Annotated in this window: 17 protein-coding genes; 4 read left to right on the top strand and 13 right to left on the bottom strand. The window is 63.8% G+C overall.

The annotated features are described in order from the left end of the window. Positions 1-279 (bottom strand): IS3 family transposase (locus H629_RS15595; RefSeq protein WP_024357674.1); only part of this gene is annotated, 279 nt, incomplete at its 3' end. A gap of 150 nt (positions 280-429) precedes the next feature. Between H629_RS15595 and H629_RS15305 the strand changes: the two genes are divergently transcribed. Further along, complete coding sequence (locus tag H629_RS15305) at positions 430-885, top strand: hypothetical protein (protein WP_152485724.1); 456 nt, start codon at positions 430-432, stop codon at positions 883-885. A 196-nt stretch (positions 886-1081) separates the two neighbouring features. On the opposite strand, the gene H629_RS0113000 is transcribed toward H629_RS15305, so the two are convergent. The 9 genes from H629_RS0113000 to H629_RS0112960 all read right to left on the bottom strand — a co-directional run bounded on the left by H629_RS0113000 (position 1082) and on the right by H629_RS0112960 (position 11253). After that, on the bottom strand, positions 1082-1351 hold the full coding sequence (locus H629_RS0113000) for a hypothetical protein (protein WP_024357673.1): 270 nt from the start codon (positions 1349-1351) through the stop codon (positions 1082-1084). A 28-nt stretch (positions 1352-1379) separates the two neighbouring features. Beyond that, positions 1380-3866: an AAA family ATPase gene (locus H629_RS0112995; RefSeq protein WP_024357672.1), complete on the bottom strand. Its 2487-nt coding sequence runs from the start codon at positions 3864-3866 to the stop codon at positions 1380-1382. Between the two features lie 76 nt (positions 3867-3942). After that, positions 3943-5259, bottom strand: coding sequence for an OLD family protein (locus H629_RS0112990; protein WP_141763972.1), 1317 nt, complete (start codon positions 5257-5259; stop codon positions 3943-3945). Next, a complete protein-coding gene (locus H629_RS0112985; protein ID WP_024357670.1) occupies positions 5256-6425 on the bottom strand; it encodes a DUF262 domain-containing protein in 1170 nt (389 codons plus the stop codon). The genes H629_RS0112990 and H629_RS0112985 overlap by 4 nt, the downstream gene beginning before the upstream one ends. Then, on the bottom strand, positions 6415-7476 hold the full coding sequence (locus H629_RS0112980; protein ID WP_024357669.1) for a hypothetical protein: 1062 nt from the start codon (positions 7474-7476) through the stop codon (positions 6415-6417). The genes H629_RS0112985 and H629_RS0112980 overlap by 11 nt, the downstream gene beginning before the upstream one ends. Continuing rightward, positions 7466-9124, bottom strand: coding sequence for an HsdM family class I SAM-dependent methyltransferase (locus H629_RS0112975; protein WP_024357668.1), 1659 nt, complete (start codon positions 9122-9124; stop codon positions 7466-7468). The genes H629_RS0112980 and H629_RS0112975 overlap by 11 nt, the downstream gene beginning before the upstream one ends. 178 nt (positions 9125-9302) lie before the next feature. Next, positions 9303-10484, bottom strand: a complete 1182-nt coding sequence (locus H629_RS0112970) for a tyrosine-type recombinase/integrase (RefSeq protein WP_024357667.1) — start codon at positions 10482-10484, stop codon at positions 9303-9305. Next, complete coding sequence (locus H629_RS0112965) at positions 10477-10734, bottom strand: helix-turn-helix transcriptional regulator (protein WP_024357666.1); 258 nt, start codon at positions 10732-10734, stop codon at positions 10477-10479. The genes H629_RS0112970 and H629_RS0112965 overlap by 8 nt, the downstream gene beginning before the upstream one ends. A 144-nt stretch (positions 10735-10878) precedes the next feature. Further along, positions 10879-11253 carry a hypothetical protein gene (locus tag H629_RS0112960; protein ID WP_024357665.1) on the bottom strand — a complete coding sequence of 125 codons (375 nt, stop codon included), beginning with the start codon at positions 11251-11253 and terminating at the stop codon, positions 10879-10881. Positions 11254-11453: 200 nt separating this feature from the next. Between H629_RS0112960 and dprA the strand changes: the two genes are divergently transcribed. Continuing rightward, complete coding sequence (dprA, locus tag H629_RS0112955; RefSeq protein ID WP_024357664.1) at positions 11454-12446, top strand: DNA-processing protein DprA; 993 nt, start codon at positions 11454-11456, stop codon at positions 12444-12446. Between the two features lie 53 nt (positions 12447-12499). On the opposite strand, the gene H629_RS0112950 is transcribed toward dprA, so the two are convergent. From H629_RS0112950 to H629_RS0112940, 3 genes are all read right to left on the bottom strand, one after another. Beyond that, positions 12500-15088: an AAA family ATPase gene (locus tag H629_RS0112950; protein WP_024357663.1), complete on the bottom strand. Its 2589-nt coding sequence runs from the start codon at positions 15086-15088 to the stop codon at positions 12500-12502. A gap of 143 nt (positions 15089-15231) precedes the next feature. After that, positions 15232-18774 (bottom strand): MobF family relaxase, encoded by a 3543-nt coding sequence (gene mobF, locus H629_RS0112945; RefSeq protein ID WP_036085185.1) that lies wholly within the window; start codon positions 18772-18774, stop codon positions 15232-15234. A gap of 55 nt (positions 18775-18829) precedes the next feature. Then, positions 18830-19708, bottom strand: a complete 879-nt coding sequence (locus H629_RS0112940) for a hypothetical protein (protein ID WP_082914219.1) — start codon at positions 19706-19708, stop codon at positions 18830-18832. Positions 19709-20224: 516 nt separating this feature from the next. Between H629_RS0112940 and acuR the strand changes: the two genes are divergently transcribed. Together acuR and acuI are read left to right on the top strand one after the other, a co-directional pair. Beyond that, positions 20225-20872, top strand: coding sequence for an acrylate utilization transcriptional regulator AcuR (acuR, locus tag H629_RS0112935; protein WP_076624041.1), 648 nt, complete (start codon positions 20225-20227; stop codon positions 20870-20872). Beyond that, entirely contained in the window at positions 20872-21855 is a 984-nt protein-coding gene (acuI, locus tag H629_RS0112930; protein ID WP_024357659.1) for an acrylyl-CoA reductase (NADPH), read from the top strand. The genes acuR and acuI overlap by 1 nt, the downstream gene beginning before the upstream one ends. Positions 21856-21857 lie beyond the last annotated feature (2 nt).

The raw sequence follows: 21857 nt of genomic DNA, 5'->3' as shown, positions 1-21857 counted from the left end.
GTTCGCCTGCGACAGATACGCCGCCGCCCGACGCAGAACCTCGTTCTCCTGCTCCAGAAGACGGTTCCGCTTGCGCAGCTCACGGATCTCGGCCGCCTCAGTCCGCGATTTGCCAGGCTTGGCGCCGTCGTCGATGTCGGCGCGACGCATCCACTTCTGCAACGTCATCGGGTGAACGCCGAAGTCTTTCGCAATCTGCTCGATCGTCACTCCAGGATCGCGGTTCCTCGCGACGCGCACAACATCGTCACGGAACTCACTCGGGTATGGCTTTGGCACAACAACATCCTTCCAGACCCACCCCTCGGGCAAGCCAGATCAGATGTCACCTAAACGTGCAGCAGACCCTTATCTTCACAGAAGCTCGAGATCGAACGGAAACAGCGCAAACTCCTCGAGGCGCACTACAACGATGCCATTCCCATCGACATGCTGGCCGCTGAGCAGAAACGACTCGATAGTGAACTGGCCCGCGTGAATAGGCAACTAAAAGACCTCACCGCAGACCTTGGCGACGCAGCCCGTCATATCGAGATGGCCGTCGACCTTGCACTCCAGAGTGCATCCGCCTACCGACGGGCCCCTGAGAACATTCGGAGGCTACTGAATCAAATTCTCTTCGAACGAATCGAGGTGGTGATGGACGAGAACGACGACCATCAGCTCCGGGCCGTACTCGCGCCACCGTTCGATGAGTTGTTCAGCGCTCAGCTACGAAGCATCGTCGAGCAGCTATCGGACCAAAAGGTCGAGAAATCAAAAAATCCCGCCACTTCTGGCGGGATTTCCCGGATCCATGCGGATCAATTTCCGATTTCTTATGCCCTTGTTTCTAATAAGAGCACAATGGTCGGGCTGACAGGATTTGAACCTGCGACCCCTTGACCCCCAGGCGTCCAGACAGCGTCGTCGAGGCCGAAATCCGCGTGATTCCGGGCCTCAGATCATGGAGCGCGACTCACGAGATGCATGAATTGCATGGTTCTGGTCCCCTTCTGGTCCCCCGCTCGGAAGGCGATGAATAGGACCGAATCTGGCACGACGCGAGTCAGGAGCGCGGGGTCTATCTCGGCCCGGCGGCCTATACGTGCTTGCGAATCCACTCCCAAGTGTCCTTCGTCAGCCAGCCCTGACGATCCTGGCCTGAGATGTCGACGACGAACAGCCAGCCGCTGTCGTCCATCGCACCTCGTAGGTGGGTGTACACGGAGTCTGCCGACTTGTTGGATACCACAATCCATGTGGACTTCATCAAGTTTGCCCATGTGCCATAGGACTTGATGCGCTCTATTAGCGACTCATAGTCCTGCCCCGGTGCGTTCAGGTCATAAGTGACCAGGTATGCACTCATGCATTCTCTCCTCTCAAATCTCTTGCATTCACGCCTGGGAGACTGCCCCTGGGGCCGTGTCAACGGTTTCAAGCAAGCCAGCGTCGCTGGCGATCCCCGACGTTCCCTGTCGCGTGTCGGCACGGGGCGTGAAACCTACCGGCTCGTTCGCGGCTTTCCGCTTCCCGAGATATGCGAGTGACCGAAGAGCGGTGTGAAGCTCTTCAATATCCTCGATGGCCTCGCGTGGGTCATCATCGAGGTGGAACCGAGGTCGCCATGAGCGCATCTCAGCCCGAACGTCTTCGGCTTCCTCGGAGTTGTCGAGTTGTCCAGAGATCTCCTCGATGAGCAGCAGGACGTGCTCGCGCGTTGCAGTAGAGACATGCTCTCGCATGAATCGATCTCGCGCGCGGTTGATGCGGCTGGAGACGCGTTCGACGCTCTCGGCGCGAACCGCTGCTCGCTGTCTCACACCGAGAGCCGTGAACAGCTGACGGAAGTTCGCGGCCAGGAGCTGGCGATCCTCCTCTTGCACCGCGTCGCTCGCGAGTTCTGTCAGAACACTCCGGGCAAAGCCGATCTTGTTCAGTTCGAAGCTCGCCTGTGACGTGAGCTTGCGGATGGCTTGCTCCAGAGCGTCTATCGTACCTTTGGCTCCCGCTTTGGTCGGTGCTTCATCGAACACCGTGCCAGCGCTGAGCCCGAGCGTCGAGATATCAATGTCGGGGACGAATTCAGCGCAGTAGCGGCTCGCAGCTGCGATCGCGATGTTGAACGGGATCAGATCTTCAATGGCGACCCTGCCGTGCGGGTTGTCGGTCGTGATGCCTTCGAGTTCTGCATCGGATAGTTGAAGCACGAGGTCGTCCGCGATGAGTGGCTTGCGTCGAGCACCACCCTTTCGGATCGTTGCCCGAGCATCGTTGCCTGCTTTATCGCCGTCGAGCAGCGCTATCACCGCCGGCTGTTCGATGTCACGCCCTCGGGCCAGGTAGATCAGGTACGGCACCTGGCTGACCCCGCCGGCAGGGACGAGGGTGATGCGGTTGAGGTCAAGCCTTTCGCGGTCGGGCGCGTTCTGACGTCCCAGCCAGCTCGAGATCCCGGCGAGCAATATCTGATCCGACGGTCCTTCCAGCATGAGGTTGCAGGTGCCGATGAAGGCTGTCTCGCCCACGAAGCTCCCGAACGCAGATCTGAGGGGTTCGTAGTGGTTCTGCGCGACGCTCGCGACGATGCGCGTACCTTCGTCGTGCTCGCCCTTTTCGAGTACCCGAATGCGCTCGGCGTGGTTCTTGTCGATCAGGAATGGGGAGTGCGTGACGTACAGGACCTGAACTGGAGCGCGGGCGTCGTCTTCGGGGTCGGCGAAGTCTGCGAACACTCTTAGGAGATCCTGTTGACCGGAACTCGATAGGAAACGGTCAGGCTCGTCCATCAGCAGGATCTCTGGTCGTCCGTCGCTCGGTGCTTCGTGAGCGAGGTATTGCACGAAGTAGCTCAGGAAGTACTTGAGGCCATCGCTTCTCTCGTCGAATCCATACGAGCGTCCAGTCCGATCCCGGATCATGAAGACCAGGTCGTATTCAAAGAGGGCAACGAACAACTCGAACTGACTGTCCTGCGTCCACCAGTGCGGGAAATTGAGTGCCTTGGACAACTCGCTGTTGATCGTGTCGACGATGCTGTTCGCGTACCCGTCCTTGGTGCGGACTGCGTTCTGCAACTCCACGAACTGGGAACGGTCGAGGCCTGCGACCTTGAGCAACAGATCAGCGGCGAGATGGTACTTCTTGAGCTCCTTTTCGTCGATTGATGTCGAGGTCTTGAAGGAAGTCGAGATCTCGTTCGCCTGGCTGACAACGGAGTCTTTCGAGTCGAACCAGTTGGAGTTGTTCGTGAAGGCATCCCAGATGCTGCGAAGCACACTGCGTCCGACTGCTGTCGTCGCTTTTCCTGTGGCCAGGAACTCCAGGGGGACGCTATCTGGCAGGGGCACATCGGCGTCTATGTTGAACGGCGCTGGAAGTCCGGTTTCGTTCAAGAGCGTCGGCTTCTTGACATGGATGGGTTCCATCCACTGGTCGCCGCGGTGGGCGTATAGACGAAGTTGCGGGGTCGTGTTCATCCGGAAGATGGCAACACGATCAGTTCTGCTGAGTCCTGTCTCGCCGGTCGCTTCCTCTATCGCCTTGATGTCAGCATCACTGATATCTCGGAACTCGGCTCCGAACTCTGGCCGAATGAGTGTCTTGTCCACGGAGAAGAACGGCGAATAACGGCAGAAGTCGCTTCTCTCATATCCTTCGCCGGTCAGCGCCGCGCGGACGGCGGCGAGTACCTGGCTCTTGCCTGACTCATTGCCGCCGACGACAGTAGTGATCTGGTCTTCCAGGCGCAACCGCACGAACGGGTACTGCGCTCCGGAAGGTGTCCCGTCCCAGGGGTCAGGGCTGTAGTTCGGATTCGACAGTCGAACGTAGTCATAGTTCAGGGAGCGGAAGAATCTTGCGTAAACGGCGGTGAGCTTCATTGCGTCAACCTTTCGGGACAGGTGATATCGGTGGAGCTTTCAGACGGGTAGGTGAACACACGAAAAGCTCATGACCTCAGAGAGCTTTGCGCAGGGCCTCGAAAAACGACTTGACCGTCGTTTCATTGCTATCAACCCACAGTTCGGCGAGCACCCTGAGCACGCGCGGACGTCCGTATTCTGCGCCGAGGTCATTGACCCAGTCGTGCGCGTCAACGCCTTCTTTTGTGTCGAGGAATCGCGAGAGTTCGCCGTCGGGAACGTTCAGTTTCGCTGCCAGCCGCGGGACGTCTGCTCGAAGTGTCCGGAAGAGAACATCTGGGTCGCTCTCTGTGGGCAGGAAGAGGGCTGGCCACCGATTCTGTTTGGATTCATGGATTTCCGCGCGCTTATCGCCGTCGAAGAGGTATGCGTACACGATCTCGGGCTGCGGAGGCCGAGGGAAGTGCTCTTGAAGCTCGACCATGTATCCGGACCCGTTCCCCCAGACAACCGCGCTTGCTCTTGCGAACCGTCTGTCATAGGCCTCGATGAGGACGTGGGCAAGCATCCATGCCGACTCGTCCTCTACGAAGAAGACATGTCGAATCGGGGGCCGCGCGAGAAGAGTGTCGGCTACTGTCGGCTCGTCCTGGCAATGTGTTGCGAGAGCCGTGCCTTCATCGCCAGTACGCACGAGGACGAATGCCTGCTCTTCGAGCGCGTCCGCAATCATCTCAGAGGAGTGCGTCGTCACAATCAACCGCCATTCGCGGTCCAAGCAGATCCTGAGCAGGCGAACCAGTAGTGCTGAGGCACCAATTGGTGGCAGGTAGGCGTCGGGCTCATCGAGTAGGAGTGTGAGGCCCTCGACATCTCGGTACTGTTCGAGGATCCAAAAGAGGAGGTGAACAGAAAACTCGCCCAGCCCCATCTCGCGCGATGAGTAGTGAACCCCTTTGTGTTGGACTTCGAAGTACGGGAGCAGTGGTTGCTCGCCGCCCCAGCGGAATCGTTCAGCGACTGCCTTGTCGCTCGGCTCCACCTCGAGTGCATACCAATCAATGAGTTCGTACTCTCGGCCGATGACGCGCTGGACGTCGTCCTGCCGGTCCTCGTCGGGGCCGAGGACATCGAACTCGGCTTTCATCTCGTCGAAGTCTTCGCGTGACCGCAGCACCGTCAGTGCTTGTTCACAGAGAAAGTGAAGGTCCAGAAGTAGTCCGTCGTCTCCTAGATGGTCTGTGATGGAGCGCAAGAGACGCGTCTTTCCAGCGCCGTTGCGTCCCCCAATCACGAGGCACGGTGTCGACAAATCGAGGGTGATCTCGTCGAACTTGGCGATGGCTGGCGGGTCCGCTCGTCGCTTCTTCTTGAGAGAGCGCCAGACTTTGACCTCTTCAGCCCGTCTCACGGCGCTGCTTCGGGCTGGACGAGCGGGTCACCCCAACGGACCCTTTCGAGGTAATCCGCCACGAGCGTTTGGGCGGAATCTGGTTCCTTGTCGAGTGCCGCAAGAAGCTCGCTGGAGTCCCGGTGAGGTGGCGTACCGTACCGAGCCCCGGAATATAGATGGACAGCAAGGTCACGGATCAAGACCGACGAAACGTCCGTCACGCGGTATGAAGATCGATCATCGTAAAGTCGCAGCATCGCTGCTAGCGCCCGACTTTTCCCGTTGTCCGCTAGTTGTTCGCCTCTCTTGACGAGCGCGCGGTCCACCTCAAACTGAGTCAGCAGTGTCGACGGCACCGACCCGTCAGCAAGAGGCGCCCAATGGCAATAGATCAGCCACGTCTGAAGCGTGCCCTTGTTGAACTTGACTCGCGCATCACTCTCGTTGATCTGTCGAAGCAACTCTGCACCGGCACCGCGAACACTTTCGATTGTCTCGTCTGAAAACGGCTTCGAAGATCGGTAAAACTCTTCAACAACGTTGTTGTTGATGTGCTGTCGCAGATTCCCAACTTCGAACGCGACACAAGTTCGCGCGATGATGTCATCGTAGGCAAGGCGCCCGTTGGTGAAGCCAATCTTGGAGCTATTCAGCAGGCCAATCTCGGTGAGGTCGTCCACCATCTGCCTGACCTGATCGCGAGCCTTACCATGAAGGGCGTTACGCTTTTCGGGCGGAGTAAGATTGTACGCCTGATTGAGCCGAAAGAAGAGTTCGTTTGGCTCCTGGGGTCCGTACTCGCTGAGAGTGATGATGGGCAAGACAAACCTGTTTACAGCTTTCCGAACGGCAAGTGGCAGCCTCGAGTACTTCAACCCATTGAGGCTCGCAACGAGTTCGTCGTGCGGCTCGATAGTGCCGTCGATCTTTACCTTGTCCGCGAAGAAGTCGCGAATCGCTGCAAGCCTTTGCTGCCCGTCTAGGACAACTTCCTCGCCGTCGGTATCCACCACGATGTGTATCGCAGGGACATACCATTCGCGAAGGATGGTGTCGACAAGGCGCTGGCGTCGCTTCGTATCCCAGATCTCTCCGCGCTGAAAGTCGGGCTGGAGGTCCAGTTCACCGGCGTTGATCCGGCTCACAATTGTTTCGAGCTGAAGATCGGACTTGTCAAGCTTCATGGGTCTGCTCCTCCACCAGCGAGTTGGCCCGCGTTCCCGCGTCCATCCGCCGTCTGCGAGCGACCTTATGCAAGTTCACTGGCGTGGCGTCAAGGACACGTTCTACCATCTTCGCGAGAAACGTCGATGGGCTGAGATGGTCCGGAACCGCGTCGTGCCGAATGGTGACGATTGGAAGGTTCGCCAGTGCGCGGTCAACTTCCGACGGTGGGACATCCGAAAGCTCAGTGCCAGCATCCTCGTCAACGGTCAGACCGGCCGCGGCAAGAGGATCTTCGAGTTCTTCACCACTTTCCGTAGGCGGAGCGAGTGTGTCAGCGTACTCGATCATCACTAGACAGGTCGCATGATAGGCGTCGTCTTCACGTCCGAGCTTACCGAGCAGGTCGATCAGCCACTCGGCGGTATCCGGCTCCTTCTGGAGGATGTCGGAACGCAGTCCGAAGACGAATCCCAGGGCAGCGAGGGGATGTCGCAGGCGAAGGTTCTTGGCGTCGCCGTAGGATTCTTCGACGCGGTTGGCAGCGTTCTTGCCGTACGAAGAGTCCATTCGTTTGGTGGAGATCAGCAACTCTGGTCCGGTTGCCCAGTCAGTCATGATGACGTCGACTTGTTTGAGGTAGTTCTTGCCCAAGATGTTGGCGCTGGCAGAGGTGACTCCGGCAACGGCCGAGCTCCGCGTCAGTCGGGCGTTGAGTTGCGCGCGTTCCTTCGCGGGGACGGCTTTGAGGAGGTTGGCGACGGGCATCGGCAGGATACGGGGATGAGTGCCGCGCGGCCAGGTTGCGTCAGCATCAAAGCCTGCGCGACGGAGTTCGTAGCTCAGCCACACGTCGAGGGATAGAGCTGGCACACCGGTGCGGGTGTCAACGCCGAGGTACAGCGGAACGCCGAGGAGACGTACCAAGGTTTCGTAATCAGGGGCGTACTCCAGTCGCCCGTCGGCGTGCCTGCTCCAAGGGTTCGTGTAGGCCCCGGCGGGAGCAGCTTCCGCGACGATGCGGTCGAAGATGACCCATGCTCTTTCCTTCGCGCTTGGTTCAGCGGCCACTTCGCCCCCTCGCTGTGCGTCGGTCAGTCATGGCCGCATGGGCTTCCCGGACTCGAGCCAGGTCAACTTCCGAGACAATGCCCGCCTCTGTAAGTATGACGCGGTCCACGAGATCCACAGCCTGAGCGAGCTTCCCATGCTGCAGCAGTGTCGCGACCCTCGGTTTGATAGCGCGGAGTGCGTCGGCGTGCGCCTGCACGTGTCCGAGTGAAGGCATGGCCCAGACATCGGCTTCGCGAGGTTCGAGCTTGAGAATCCCGCCCCCGTACGAACGGCCAACCATTTCAGCATTCAGAAGAGTGACGGAGTTCAGACTGGCGAGAGGCAGCAGCTCTCGCCCCAGCTCCCGAGCATCGTCCTTGAGGTAAACGCCGTGGACGGAATTCAGGTGCCCAGCCTGTGCGCTGTTGGTGGTCAGGCGTGGGGTATCGGCGTTCATGCAGGTCAGTAGCAGGTCCGCAGGCGGCAGAAGCGGGACTCGATACCAGGGCTTACGGACCCGGCACTTGTATGCCTCATCGACGCCGGCGAGATGTCCGGTCTCAATGTATGCCTGAGCCGCGGGAGAGGGGGTATCGGACGGGCGGAACAGCCAAGTAGCCTTGCCCTTCTGCCCCAGTCGGGTCATGGCATCGCTGGAAAGCTCCAGTCCGCGGAGATGGGAACTCCCTGGCGGGGAAAGCCTGACCAGGTCTCTGCGAGTGAGACCAAGCTCTTTCACCCGTGCGGGCGAGAGGGCGAAGTACCGGTTGTTGCCAGTCACCATTCCGAGGGTGGTGTCGCCCCAGGCTTCGAGGTTGGTGAAGTGTCCGCTGGCTTTCAGGGAGCGGAGCGGCTCGATCGCGTCCGGGTCGACGAGTACGCCGGTCCACTTGGCTGCGGGGTCCAGCGGTGTCCAGGTCAGCGGGCCACTGAGCGTGGAGAGGGCTTCGGCATCTTGTGCTTGATAAATGGTGGCGTGGTCGGTCGGTCCTTCGTCAAACCCTTCGGCCAGCAGCAGGACAACGTCCGCCTCGGCCTCGGGGAACACCTGCTCGGTGAACAGCACCAGCTCGACACTGCGAAAGCGATCGAAGAGGAACTGTCTCACAGCGGCGGCGTAGTTAACGCTGAGTAGTTCGGCGGGCAGCACGAGACCCATCCGGCCGCCAGGTTTAAGGAATAGGGCGGAGTGGATGGTGAAGGCGGCCCAGCTGGAGGCGAGAGCCGTCAATGCGACGCCGGCTTTGAGCGCGGCAGCGCGGGACCGTGTGCGGGACTCGCCGGTGAAGTCCTGGTAGCGGATATACGGCGGGTTTCCGATCACCACGGAGTAGCGGGGCTCGGGTTCGACGAGGAAGAAGTCACTGACGATCAGGTTGGGGTTGCCCCCGGCCTCCTTGACACGGGCGTGGGCGACGCGGGCGCTATGCGGGTGGATCTCCACCCCATCCACACGGGGTACCGAGGCACCTACCTCTTGGAGACGCCGAACGGCTTGCACAAGGAACGCGGCATCGCCGGCTGACGGCTCCAGCACGGAGTCCTCTGATGTGCGGATTGCCCAGTTCGTTATGTAACGAGTGATCGAGTCCGGAGTGAAGAACGCGCCGCGCGCCTTCCGCAGCTCAGCCGTGTCAACAGCGGCGGGTGCAGAAGAATCGAACATGTCTCCATTCTGCCGCACGCATCAGACAACGGTCGTGAGGCCGCGCTCAACAGCGCGGCGCAAGTGCCGCGTCTGCCCCCAGCCGGGCGTTAGTTGCCGGCACACGGTCGTTGTGCCCAGGTCGACAGAAAGCACGCCAGATCACATGGTCCAGGCGCGCCTTCTGTCGATCCGTCGCTCAGACGGCTTGGGCGAACACCTCGTCGAGTAGTCCGGCTGTGATGGGGTTCACGGTCTCGTCTCGCTGGATGTAGTGCTGCATCGTGATCCGCGGGTCAGTGTGCCCGAGGAGCTCCGAGGCGAGGAGCACGCCTTGCGCATCGTTGACAACCGTGGCGACGGTGCGGCGGAATCGGTGCGGGGTGACGTTCCCGATCCCGGCCGCGTCCATCACGTCGCGCAGAAGCCGGCGGATGTTGTTCGTCGTGTGCGGGGTCCTGACCCGCGTGCTGAACAACAGCGCGCCTGGGTCGGTCTCGCCGCTACGCAGCAGGCGCGAGCGGATTGCCTGCATCGCGAACGACGGCAGTGCGACGCGGCGAACCGAGCGATCCGTCTTCGGATGATCCTGCCGGTGCGTCGGCTCACCCTTGCGGCTGATGATCGTCCCGGCAATCCGTGCCGTCGGGATCGGACCGTCCAGATCGAGATCTTGGAGTCGGATGGCGAGTACTTCGCCGATGCGGGCGGAGGTGCCGAGCATGACCTCGACGATCTGCCCGAGTTGCCTATCCGGCCTCGGTCCGGCCAGTATCCGCCGGGATTCCCAGGTCTTGATCGCGGCGCGGATGTCCTGCACCTCGCCGATCGTGAAGGCGTCGGGGATGGTCTTCTTCCGGTGGAGTCGGGAAACGTGGTCCATCGGGTTGCGGGGCAGGATCTCGTGGCGGACCGCGAGCGCGAGGGCGAGGCGGAGGACGACGCGGGCGTGCTTGGCGCGGCTGTAGCTGCGCTTGGCGAGTTGTTTGAGGAAGTAGTCGCAGCGGGCGACTCCGATCTCCCGGAGGGTGAGGTCTTTGAATGCGGGGAGGACGAGGGTGCGCATGTCGCGCTCGTAGAGGTGTCTCGTGGTTCGTGAGAGGCGGTCTTCGATCTCCATGTCTTCCAGCCAGTACGTGACGAGTTCCGGGAACGAGCTGTCGGCGCTCATGCCGTTGAAGCCGGGCTGGTAGAGGGAGCGTTCTGCGAGCTTCTGCTTGAGCTTGCGCTCCGCGGCGGCCCGTGAGGAGCCGGTGGCTTGGACGAGTCGGTTGCTGCCGTCCCAGTCCCGGTACCGGGCGCGGGCCACATGGTTGCCGTTCGTCTGGGTACTGGTGGCGATGACTCCGAAGGTGCCGATGGGTGTGCGGGGCCTACCCACGTGCGCTCTCCCCTGCTCGGGGAAAGGTGGCCGCGCCGGTAGGGGCGGCGGGCTCGCGCATGGTGTCCATCCAGGCGCGGATGTCGGTGATGCCGAACATGATGCGCTTGCCTAAGCGGTAGGCGCGGGGGCCTTTGCCGTTGGTGCGCCAGTCGTAGATGGTGGAGACGGGGACGCCGAGGTAGTCGGCGAGTTCGTCGATGTTCAGGAGCGGTTCCAGGCCGTGCGGGCTGGACTGGTGTTGATTCATCCCTCCAGTCTCGAAGGACAAACGAGCGGGTTTGTTCTTCCGCCCTGCTCCTCGGCGGAGTTGATCGTCGCCGGGCATGTAGACCGCTGCGTGCCGTTGCGGCTTCGCCGCTCGAACGGTGCGGGCGAGGTCGCGATGCAGCTTCTATGGCATGTGCGCCGTTGTCGGCTCCGCAGGCTCGATCGGCCGAAGCGCACGACGGTCGCGGCGCCGGGTCGCCGACTCCTCCATGCGAGCGCAGATGAGGAGCACAACGCTGACCGGGCCCATGATGAGGAACTTGAGCGCGTTCCAGCAGAACACGAGCACGAGGAGGTTCAGCCACCTGAGGTCGCGATCCTCGATCAGGGTTAGGCAGTAGTTCGCGGCGAGGAAGTACGGCACGGCCAGGAGCATCGCGGGGATGCCCCATTTCAGGCCGCGGCGGGTGCGGATCGCGTCGAGTGCGATGTTGGTGGGCGTGTAGCGCCGCAGGTAGTAGCGGGCGTGGGCGCTGAGCGCCCAGAGCAGTCGGATCATGGCGTTGTCCTCTCGTGGCACGGTCAGGTGACGAGACAGTGCGTAGAGAGTGGCCCGAGGGCCTGTCCGCGAGGACGCCAGATCAAGGAGGAATCTGTCTCCTTCCAGCGTACGACTCACCGGCGACATCCGTAAGAGGTGCGCCCGCTCGTTCGGGTGGCGCTCGCGCACCTGTCTGGCACACACGAACGGGAGCCGGCATGGTCACGATCACTTTTCTCACGAAGGACGAGCGCGCCGCACGGGTCGCTCTGGCTGCAACCTTGGAGCCCGACGACGCGGTGACCGGCCGACTCATCGCCGCGGTCGGCGCCGTCGAGACTGTCCGCCTGGCAGCTGGCACCGGCGCGTTCCCGAAGCACGTCGATGCGATCGAGGCCGGGCTGTGGCGCAACAAGGTCACCTCACGCTTGGATGTCCACGCGGTCACGCAGGCACTGGCAGAGACCGACCGCCTCGGGCTGCGCATCCTCATCCCGGGCGACGACGATTGGCCGACCGCGCTCAACGACTTGGGCGAGCGTGCCCCGACTGCCCTGTGGGTTCGTGGCGTGACGTCGTTTCTCACCGCTCCGCTGAGAGATCGCGTGACGATCACCGGAGCCCGCGCCGCCACAAGCTACGGCGAGCACGTCACGGGCGAGCTCGCCTCCGATCTGACGCATGCCGAACGGATCATCGTGGCCGGCGGCGCCTACGGCATCGACGCCGCCGCCCACCGAGCCGCGCTCGCCACAGGCGGGCACACCCTCGCGGTGGTGGTCGGCGGCTTGGATCGGCTCTACCCGTCCGGTAACCGTGAGCTGCTGGAACGACTCGGAGATCTCGGGCTTCTCGCCAGCGAGATGCCGCCCGGCGCGACGCCGACCAAATGGCGGTTCCTCGCCCGCAACCGAATCCTTGGCGCTCTGTCCGGCGCGACCGTCGTCGTGGAGGCCGGCTACCGCTCCGGTTCCCTCAACGTCGCTGCGCGCGCCGCTGAACTCGGTCGGCCAGTCGGGGCTGTGCCCGGCCCCGTGACCAGCGCGGCCAGCGCGGGCACCCACCGGCTCCTGCACGAGGGCATCGCCGCCCTTGTCACCGACGCTGCAGACATCACCGCACTCTTCGGTTCTGCGGATGAAGGCTCGCAGGCGTTCTCACGCGAACCTAGCGTCAGCCATCCGATGCGGAGACCACCCCGCAGGCTCTAGCCTCGCCGTTCCGGGCTTGGCCGATGGTGCATCCTTGGTGATGCCCTCACCGTTCAAGCTGCAATATAGGCAGCTCGCGCTGCTTTGGCCTTCTCCCAGTCCTCCTGGACATCTCCGACGGTCGGTTTAGTGCTCATGTACTCGGCTGCGTGGGAATGCCCGGTCATCCGCTCGCAGGCGCGGTCAAAGAGAGGTTCGATGACCGCGATCGCGTCGTCGAGTCGGGAACTGTCGATCTTGGACAGGCGCGTCATCATGATGTTCTTGCGATAGCGTTGCGTGACGTTTTGCAGCAGCTCCTGCTCTACGAACGCCTCACACCAGGCTCGGATCAGGTCGTACGTCTCCTTGATGAGCGCATCTTGCACCACTGGTTCGGCACTGGGTATCTCCTGCAGTTTGGCATTGATCCGTTTCGCGAGGTCAGCGGGCGTATCCAGCCTCGGCTCGACGTCCGGTGCCAAGATCCCCTTGGTCTCTCCACCATCGCGGACCTCATAGATCCGTGTTCTTAGCTTCTTGTTCTGTCGGGCCGCGATGAGCGCTGACGCGAACATGATGTTGTGGGTCAAGACAACAACCTGATGCGTCTCGGCGAGGTTCTGGATACGGGCCGCGACCTCGTCGAGCCGTCTGTAGTCAAGGCTCGTCACCGGGTCGTCGAAAATCAGCGGCGCTTTCGTTCCACGCATCCGGCTTTCGGCGAGGAAGTCCGCCAGAGCCAAGACCTTCTGCTCGCCTTCTGAGAGCACAGCGGACGGTTTGTAGGACGCGACTGCTTTCTTGCGTTGAGCCTGCCCGCTCCTGCCTTGGAATCGGAGCGCGACCTGTGGTGCGCGCAAGCGGGCGCACTCTTCGGCGAAGAGAGTCTCGAAGTTCTTGTTCACAAGGTCCTCGCTCGCGAGTTTCGATTGCACCGTGAGCTGCTTCGATGCGCCGTTCGATATGACACGCGAGAGCTTCTCGAGTTGCTGAGCTCGTCGTGCACGTCGCACATACTCACGGGCCGCGGCGAGGTTTCGGTTCAGCTCGATGCGCGCGACCAGCTCCGAGACGGCCCTCTGCTTCTCAGCGAGCGCGGTAGCAGCGTTGGCCTTGTCATCTGCCATCTGCCGCACGGCAGCACTGGTGCTTTCCAGTTCTGTTGACACGGCAGTACCAACGGCTCGTGCGTCCTCGCGGAGGGTGCTCTGAGCGACGGGCTGTCCGTCCGCAGTCTCCTGCGCGATGACCCGTATCGCCCCGAGCACCTCACCCGCTTGGCTTGCCCATGCAGGAGGTTTCTCGCGGTCCTGCTGCTCCGAGGCGAACTCGATCGCGCGAGCCAGTTCTGCTTCGTTGACGGTGAACTTTGAAGCCGCAAGGGTGGCGTTCGCATCCTGCACCTGACGGATGAGCGTCTCGTCCAGGAACGTGCGGTAGCGAGTGAGCAGGTTCAGAGCCGTCGGGCTGAGTTCCTGCATGCAGTACAAGCAGGAGTCGCCGGTGGTCGGGTAGTGCTCACGGCCGAGGTGCTGTCGATACGAGTCGCCGGCAACGATGAACTCTTGCCACTCTTCATCTGCCGGTCCTGGCAGTTCGTCCTGGCTGAAGAGCTGTTCCCGTGCCTCTGCTCTCCGCTGCTCGGCCTGTTCGAGCTTGGATCGTGCCGTCTCGTAGGCGGCCGCGTCGAAGTTCTGCGCGGCGTTGAGGATGCCGCGCAAGCGTGTGAGTTGCCGCTCTGCCTCCTGCGAACTAGAGAGGATCGCGTCGAGAGAGTTCGAACGCAGCGCGGCGACTTCGCCTTCCAGTCGTTCGCGATCGGCCTCTGCGCCTTCGGGCAATGTTGCGAGAGCGTCGAGGTCCGCGAGGTCGGTGGTGGCGCCGAGCGTCTCGATCACGGGGTACACCTTCGTGCCGCGTGTGAACCGTGAGAGCAACGGGTTGCTCCCTGGCGCCAACGTGCTCACCTCTGCTGCGATCCGCTGCTGCACTCCTTGTATGCCTGTGGCGACGTGGGCAAACAGTGCGAGCTCGGCGGGCGTGTAGACATAGCCCAGGTCGCTGTCGACGTGCAGGGACACCGCACTGGCGTCGAAGACACTGATGCGAGTGAACGGTGCCAGGCCGGCTTCGTCGCGCCATCGCACCGACGACTCGGTGCCGGACAGGCGATAGGTGATGTCTGCGCTGGGAGATGGCGGGCTGTCGAGATGCACGGCGTGCGCGTTCGGCAGGATGTCCTCAGCCGTTCGCACTGCCGATAGCCGCTTCAGGATTCGCGCATACCCGGTCTTCCCTGATCCGTTCTGTCCGAACAGCACCGTCAGTTCCGAATCGAAACCGAGTTCCTGGTCCGCGGCGAGTGCGTTGACACCTTCGATGCTCGCCAGACTGACCAGTTCGAGCGTGTCCTCCTCTGCTGCATCTGCCGCTGCCAGCTCGAGTTTCGGGATTTCGGGCGCGTCGCCGTCACCGAGACCCTTCTCGGCGAGGAAGGTGGCGTAGGCGGCGTCCAGCAGGGCGTCACTCGGGGTCTGCCGGGAGAGGATCGTTTCAGCGGTGAGCTGACGCACCCACGCGTCCTGCCCGTTCGCCCAATCCACCAGCAGGTGTCGGGGCGTCGCATCCCCCAAGTTGACCGGGACCTCATCGGCGGCCACATCTAGCTCCCTCCTGGCGAACGGTGTCAGGAGATACGTGTCGCCGATTCGACTCGAACAGTCATGGTGCTACCCATGATGCCCGACCTCCAGGGCCGGAGCGAAGACGACACGGCGACCAACGCCCGCGCAGCCATCCTCGCTTACAACGACGGCCCGACCCTCCGCGCGCCCGTGCGGCGCGATGACCCCTGGTCAGGCTGCTCGGCCTGGGCGAGGTTCTTAGCCCGGTCGAGCGCGGCGCGGGCGCGGGCGGCGTCGATCTTCTGAGTCTCGGCCTCGGCGGGTGCTCCGAGGGGTGCAGGCCCAGTGACGCCGTAGCGGTCACGGTAGGCAGCGAGGGTGCGAGCGGCGTTCCGCCATGCGTGGGCTGCTCGCGCCTGCTTCGGCTGGAGGCCGAGTTTCGTGATCCACTCGTGCTTCTCAGTGAGCGCGGTGTCGAGGAGCACATCGGCCCGGGTCTCGATAAGGTCGCGTCGCTCGGTCAGCGCCTGCCGCATCTCGGACGGCACTGTGCCAGTGGCTTCGGGGATGAGGCCGGCGATCAAGCGTGGTGCCTTCCGCGCGCGACCGGACCCCGCCGGCCGCGCGGTCGCCTTGGCGACGCGGTAGTGCAGGACGGCCGCGATGTCATCGGCGTCCCCGAACCCGCGTGCTCCCACGAGGCGCGGCAGTAGGGTCTCGACGTCGTGCTGGTTCGCCTCTGCCCGGCGGAGCTCTGCGGTCAATGCGCCGAATGCGGGTGAAGCGATCGCGTCGTCTGCGTCGTCGTCGCTGAGCCCCGACGAGCGGACGAGTGCGGCCCAGCGGTCGTGTTGTGCGGCAGCAGCCAGGGTCTCGTACTCGGCAGCGAGCTGCGCAATTGAGCCCCAGGCGTCCTGCTCGGCGGTGATCGTCTCGTGCGCCGACAGCTCGGCGCCGACGTGCCGCAGCATCCCGAACAACACCGACCGGGCGGTGGCCTCGGTGTTCTCACCGGGGTGCAGGCCGTCGTGGGCGGGGTCGGGCTTATCGACAGCGACGTAGGCGATGTTCTCTTCGCGGCCACGGGTCATAGCGACGTAGAACGTCTCTCTGGTCATCGACGCATCCGCCAGGACGTGCGAGGAGTCGACCGTGATGCCCTGCGCCCGGTAGGACGTGACGGCGTAGCCGAGGTCGAGATGTTCGGCCGCGTACTTGGCCGGGACCACGACCGATGCGCCCCATCGCTTGCCTGCGCGGCGGAGGGTGAGGGCGCCGTCGTCCCGAACCTCGGTGATGTTCCATCTGTCGCCGTTACGGACCCAGGACCGGCCGGCGCGCAGGCGACGGTCGTTGCGGCGGGTGATGACGGTATCCCCGGTCGCGGCTCTCGTGCCGTCGTGCAGCTCGACCTCGCGGCGGGCGTTCACGATGCCATCGAGGATCAGATCAGCCCGCGCCCTGTTGTTGAGCGCTCGGACGGACTCGTTGGAGTCGGTCACGAGGACGCTGGCTCGCCCGGCCAGGGTGTCCGTACGCCAGGCGGTGTAGGCGGCGTCGATCATCTCCTCGGTCTCCCCGCCGATCACGCGGCCGTGCTCGGCGTAGGTGTCAATGACGTCGGTGCGGCCGTACCGCAGAGCGAGGGATGCGGTCTTCTCCCACACGTTGACGAACCGGTGCACGTCGACCAGCTCCGGGGCGTCGTCGCGGTCGTGAACGAGGAGGGAAAACGCGCCCCCGGCAGAAACGGACTGTAGCTGGGCGTGATCCCCGACCAGCAGCACCTTCGCCCCGGCCTCCGCCGCCAAGGTGGTGATGCGGTCGAGGGAGAGCGTGCCCGCCAGCGACGCCTCATCGACGATGACGAGCTGACCCTTGCGGAACGTCTCGCCGGTGCGGTCGTGGGTGTCGAGCCACTTCGCGGTGTTCTCGGTCTGGATGCCGAGGTCATCGGCCAGGACCTGCGCGGCGACCGCGGACGGCGCGAGCCCCACCACGCTGCCGCGCCCGTGCTCGTGCTCCCACGCCCGCCGCAACGCCGACATCGCCGTCGTCTTCCCCGCCCCCGCCGGGCCGACCAGCACATCGACCCTGCGCCCGGAGACCGCGATCTTCGTCAGCGCGGCCGCCTGGTCGTCTCCGAGCATCCGGCCCTTGCTGTCGGGGCGCTTCGTGATTCGTTCGACGGTGGTCAGCGGCACCGTCGGCGCCGTGGTGGTGCGGGCGCGCTCGAGGAGGCGGTCTTCGGCGGCCAGCAGCGCCTCGGAGGAGAACAGCGCGGAGTGCTTCGGACGGAACACGCTCGTGCCGTCCGGTCGGCGGAACTCCGCCGGGCTGGATGCGAGCTCCGGCGGGGTCAAGCGCAGCGAGGCCGCCTCGGCAGCGTCAACGACCATTCCGACGATGGCTTCGCGATCCTCGGTCGACGCGAACCGGTAGGCCATTGTCTGCCGAGCGGCCTCGGCGGTGAGGTTCCAGCGATGCCAAGTGGAGCGCTTTTCCGCAACCGCGGCCACGACGTCTGCCCCGAGCGAGTCGATCACGTCCAAAGGCACGTCGTCGGCACGCAACAGCAACGGCTCCTCGTTCGCCGTCACGCCGCGCGCCCACGAGGTCGCATCCGACCCGAGCACCCTCCCGGCCCGTTCCCGCCACGAAGCCGTGAGGGCGGCCAGCGACCGCACCTCCTTCTCCGGCCGAGTGGAGAGCGTGGCCTGGGCGCGGAGCTTCATGATCGTCGCCGGCGACGGCCGCCGCCCATGCGTCTCGACGTAGCGCTCGATGAGCCGGTCGGTCTCTGCGTCGATGTGCTGGGCACGCGTCGAGAACTCCTTGACCAGTGCCTCCGGCACCCCGGTGACCGCCCAGGCGGGGTTCCGGTCGCGGCCCATGTCGCGCGCCTCCCAAGAGACGCCGAGCATTCGGGTGAGGTGGTCCGCGAAGACCGCCTCGTGCAGTTCGGAGAGCGCGACCACTGCGGCGTGCATCGGCCGCCCATCCAGGCTGCGCCATTTCCCGTCGAGGACGGTCTGGACCTTGTTGCTGATGACGACGTGCGTGTGCAGATGGGGGTCGCCCGCCCGGCTGTCGTAGTGGTCGAACGCGGTGCCGATCAGACCTGCGACGTCGACCTGTGCAACCGCGCCGTCGCGGCCGGTTGCACCCGTGCGGGTCGCTGCAACCTCCCGCTCCATGAACGCAACCACCTCCGCAACCGCCGAGTGATGCGCGTCCGCGATAAGCGCCTGCGTCCCCGCATCGGCCACCGCCCAGAGCACACTGGCGGACTTCGGAATGGAGAAGGTGAAGTCGTAGCCCGCAACCGCCCGGCGCGTCCCGCGTGCGGCCTCCTCGGCCTCGATTGCTACGGTCGCCTCCGCACGGCTGGCCGGCCCAAGGTCGGGATCGAGCGCGGCGACGCGCTGCGCGATCCGCTCGGCCACGGACTTGTAGGCCGGATACTCCAGCCCGAGCGGAGCACCCGTAACCGGGTGCCGACCGAGACCGAGGAGGAGTTCGAGCTGGCCTTCGGTGACCTGATCGCCCTCCGCGATCACCCCGCCAAGCGCCGCGACGCCAGCGCCAAGCCACTGGCCCGGTGGAGTGCCAACCTCGGCGTAATAGCGCGTCAGCGGGGTCGAGAGCAATCTGTCGCCGTCGCCCGCAACGACCGTGCGTAATAGGTATCTGTAGCCGTAACCCGCGGACATCACTCGCATCGAGACCGTCACATGCAGCAGGTACGCCTCCCAGCGCTTGCCACGGCCGATCGCGTCAGGCGGGCAGCCTCTTGCAGGCGAACTCCCCGACCTGATCCTCGATGAGGAACTCGTCCCCAGTCAGGTCGGCGTACATTGCCGCGATGCCCTCCGGTTCACCCGCGGCTCGGAAACGGACGCGGTCAGAGTCCGTATGGATCAGATAGGCGCTGCACTCGCACGAAGCCATGAATGCGTAGAACCGTCCCTGGTGCGCTTCTCGCAAGAGCGCAACGGGGTAATAGATGTCGTGCTTGCGGCATAGCGCGGGGACTTTGACTGCACCATTTTCGAAGGCACTCCGCGGGAGGTGAGCTGCGTGGGACCAAGGTTGCAGTCGCACCTCACCGTCCAGTGCACGCAACGTACCCCCGTCTGCAAGTGCGAGCAGAGACTTCTCCGTGCATGTCCGTCCAGCTGGCCACGTCACCGACGTGTCTGATGGCCACAACTGTGGCATCCCGAGATCCGTCGTCGTGTCCGCCTGAAGACCCGGAGTGGTGAACCGCACACCGTGCAGCAGGAGCGCACCGACGACGACCGTCATCGCGTACCCCTGAGGCAGCGCCGGCTCGGGGAACCCCGGAATGCGAACCGTCAGCGGGGTAACACGTACAGCCGAGAACCCGTTGATTCCCTTGAATCTGCCGACCCAGAACTGACTGAACTCCAGCGGTTGCATCAACTCGCGACGTTCGTACAGTGCCCTGTACTCCGACGGAGAGAGCCCGTAGCCGTTCTCCCTCTGTTCCTTGCTGGACAGGAGCATCGCTGTCAGCGCGGTCTTCTGCACCCACGTCGCGATCGCTGCTTGATCTTCGAGCGTGATCGTTCCGGGCTCGTCCAGGATCAGCGGGGTCAACACCCGCTGCGCGACCGTTTCGAGATTGCTCATCCACCCGTTATTACACGGAGCACAGAAGCTCTTCACCGTTTGCCGGAATGGGGGCTGCTCCCCCATGACGCGCGGCAGAGCATTCAACGGACCCGCATGATGACGCATCGGTGCGAGATCCAAACCAATCCTGCTCACCCACTGACCGAAAACGTGCTCGCGGGTCAGGGGCCCCGGCGACCCACAGAAGGCACAGGATTCAGGCATCCACCCATTCTCCGGCACGGATACCGTTCCTCGACCTGCAAGAGGCGTGGTGGCTCTGAGGTGACGTTGGAGAGGAACTCCAGCGAGTCCAACGCAAGGTTAGGGCGAGGCAGGCCGCAGGAAGTCTCCGCGGGCACACAGCGGGTGCGCAGCATCCATCGCCTGCGCCATGGATTCGATGACGACTCTCCCGTCTGACATTGAGCTAATGACAAGCGCACTGGCCGATTACTGCATCAGATGGCCGATCTCTGCATGCTCTGCGCGCACTTGTAGTTATTTAGAGACGGTCGGTCTAAATTCGCTGTCATGACCGACATCGCAGCTCGACCACGCCGGGGACGGCCCCCGAAGATCCCTCGCGAGCACGGAGACACGCGGGAAGCGCTGTTGCGCTGCGGCATGGAAGTCCTCACAACGCAGGGCATGAGCGCGACCGGCATCGACGCGGTCCTGAAGCGTGTCGGCGTGCCGAAGGGCTCCTTCTACCACTACTTCGACAGCAAGGACGCGTTCGGATTCGAGGTGCTGCAACGGTATGCGGACTACTTCGCTCGCAAGCTCGACCGATGGCTGCTCGAAGAGGGGCCGTCGCCGCTGGAACGCCTGACGCGGTTCGTGGACGATGCCAAGGCCGGCATGGTGCGACATGACTTCGAACGAGGGTGCCTAGTCGGCAACCTCGGCCAAGAGGTCTCCTCCCTCCCCGACGGCTACCGTGAAGCGCTCGAAGACGTGCTTCGCGACTGGGAACGTCGCGTCGCGGCGTGCCTGCGACTGGCCGCAGACGCAGACGAGATCCCGCCCGGCTCCGACTGCGACGAACTGGCGTCGTTCTTCTGGGTGGGTTGGGAAGGCGCGATCCTTCGCGCCCGCCTGACCCGCGACGTCCGACCGATGGAAGTGTTCTTCGCCGGTTACCTCGCATCTGTCCGCATCCATCCCGGGAGAGCATGATGTTCAGCGCAATCTCCATCGACAAGACCGACGCCGGACACCAGGCAGCGCTGCGCGAACTCGACGAGAGCGAGCTACCTGACGGTGACGTCACGGTGCGCGTGTCGTACAGCGGCCTGAACTACAAAGATGCCCTCGCGATCACGGGAAAGGCGCCAGTCGTGCGTCGCTTCCCGATGGTGCCCGGGATCGACCTCGCCGGTGTCGTGGAACACAGCGACAGCCCCTCTTATGCGCCTGGTGACCGGGTGCTGGTGAATGGATGGGGCATCGGCGAGACGCACTGGGGCGGCCTCACCCAGCGGGCTCGCGTGAGCGCGGACTGGCTCGTGCCGGTTCCTGACGCGATCTCGGAGCGGCAGGCCATGTCGATCGGCACGGCCGGATACACGGCGATGCTCTCCCTCATGGCCCTCGAATCGCACGGCCTCAGCCCTGATGCGGGTGACGTCCTCGTCACGGGCGCGAACGGCGGAGTCGGCGGGTTCGCGATCGCGCTACTGGCAAGCGGCGGCTACTCGGTCGTTGCGTCGACCGGCCGTCCCGCTGAAGCCGACTACCTGCGCCGCCTCGGCGCGATGACGATCATCGACCGGACAGAGCTGTCGGAGCCCGGCCGGCCGCTCGGCAAGGAACGCTGGGCGGCTGCGATCGACTCCGTCGGCAGCCATACCCTTGCGAATGCCTGTGCCGGGACGAAGGCGGGCGGCGCCGTCGCCGCATGCGGGAACGCACAGGGCATGGATCTGCCCGCCACCGTCGCACCGTTCATCCTGCGCGGGGTGAGCCTGCTCGGCCTCAACAGCGTCACCCAGCCCCACGACAAGCGCGTCGCAGCATGGAACCGCCTGGCCGACGAGCTCGACCTGGACTTGCTGCCCGCTATGAGCCGCGAGGTCGGCCTGAGCGAGGCCCTCTCCGTTGCCGATGACCTTCTGGACGGCCGCATCCGCGGCCGGATCGTCGTCGACGTGAACCGCTGACC

The organism is Leucobacter chironomi DSM 19883, assembly GCF_000421845.1.
GTDB lineage: Bacteria > Actinomycetota > Actinomycetes > Actinomycetales > Microbacteriaceae > Leucobacter > Leucobacter chironomi.
The sequence above is the reverse complement of the archived record's forward strand: the minus strand, read 5'-3'. Positions and strand labels throughout refer to the sequence as shown.

Bases quoted from the DNA above. Each gene is read 5' to 3' on its own strand.
- H629_RS15305 (WP_152485724.1), top strand. From the start codon at position 430: ATGCTGGCCGCTGAGCAGAAACGACTCGATAGTGAACTGGCCCGCGTG.
- H629_RS0113000 (WP_024357673.1), bottom strand. From the start codon at position 1,351: ATGAGTGCATACCTGGTCACTTATGACCTGAACGCACCGGGGCAGGAC.
- H629_RS0112995 (WP_024357672.1), bottom strand. From the start codon at position 3,866: ATGAAGCTCACCGCCGTTTACGCAAGATTCTTCCGCTCCCTGAACTAT.
- H629_RS0112985 (WP_024357670.1), bottom strand. From the start codon at position 6,425: ATGAAGCTTGACAAGTCCGATCTTCAGCTCGAAACAATTGTGAGCCGG.
- H629_RS0112975 (WP_024357668.1), bottom strand. From the start codon at position 9,124: ATGTTCGATTCTTCTGCACCCGCCGCTGTTGACACGGCTGAGCTGCGG.
- H629_RS0112965 (WP_024357666.1), bottom strand. From the start codon at position 10,734: ATGAATCAACACCAGTCCAGCCCGCACGGCCTGGAACCGCTCCTGAAC.
- H629_RS0112960 (WP_024357665.1), bottom strand. From the start codon at position 11,253: ATGATCCGACTGCTCTGGGCGCTCAGCGCCCACGCCCGCTACTACCTG.
- dprA (WP_024357664.1), top strand. From the start codon at position 11,454: ATGGTCACGATCACTTTTCTCACGAAGGACGAGCGCGCCGCACGGGTC.
- mobF (WP_036085185.1), bottom strand. From the start codon at position 18,774: ATGCGAGTGATGTCCGCGGGTTACGGCTACAGATACCTATTACGCACG.
- H629_RS0112940 (WP_082914219.1), bottom strand. From the start codon at position 19,708: ATGAGCAATCTCGAAACGGTCGCGCAGCGGGTGTTGACCCCGCTGATC.
- acuR (WP_076624041.1), top strand. From the start codon at position 20,225: ATGACCGACATCGCAGCTCGACCACGCCGGGGACGGCCCCCGAAGATC.
- acuI (WP_024357659.1), top strand. From the start codon at position 20,872: ATGTTCAGCGCAATCTCCATCGACAAGACCGACGCCGGACACCAGGCA.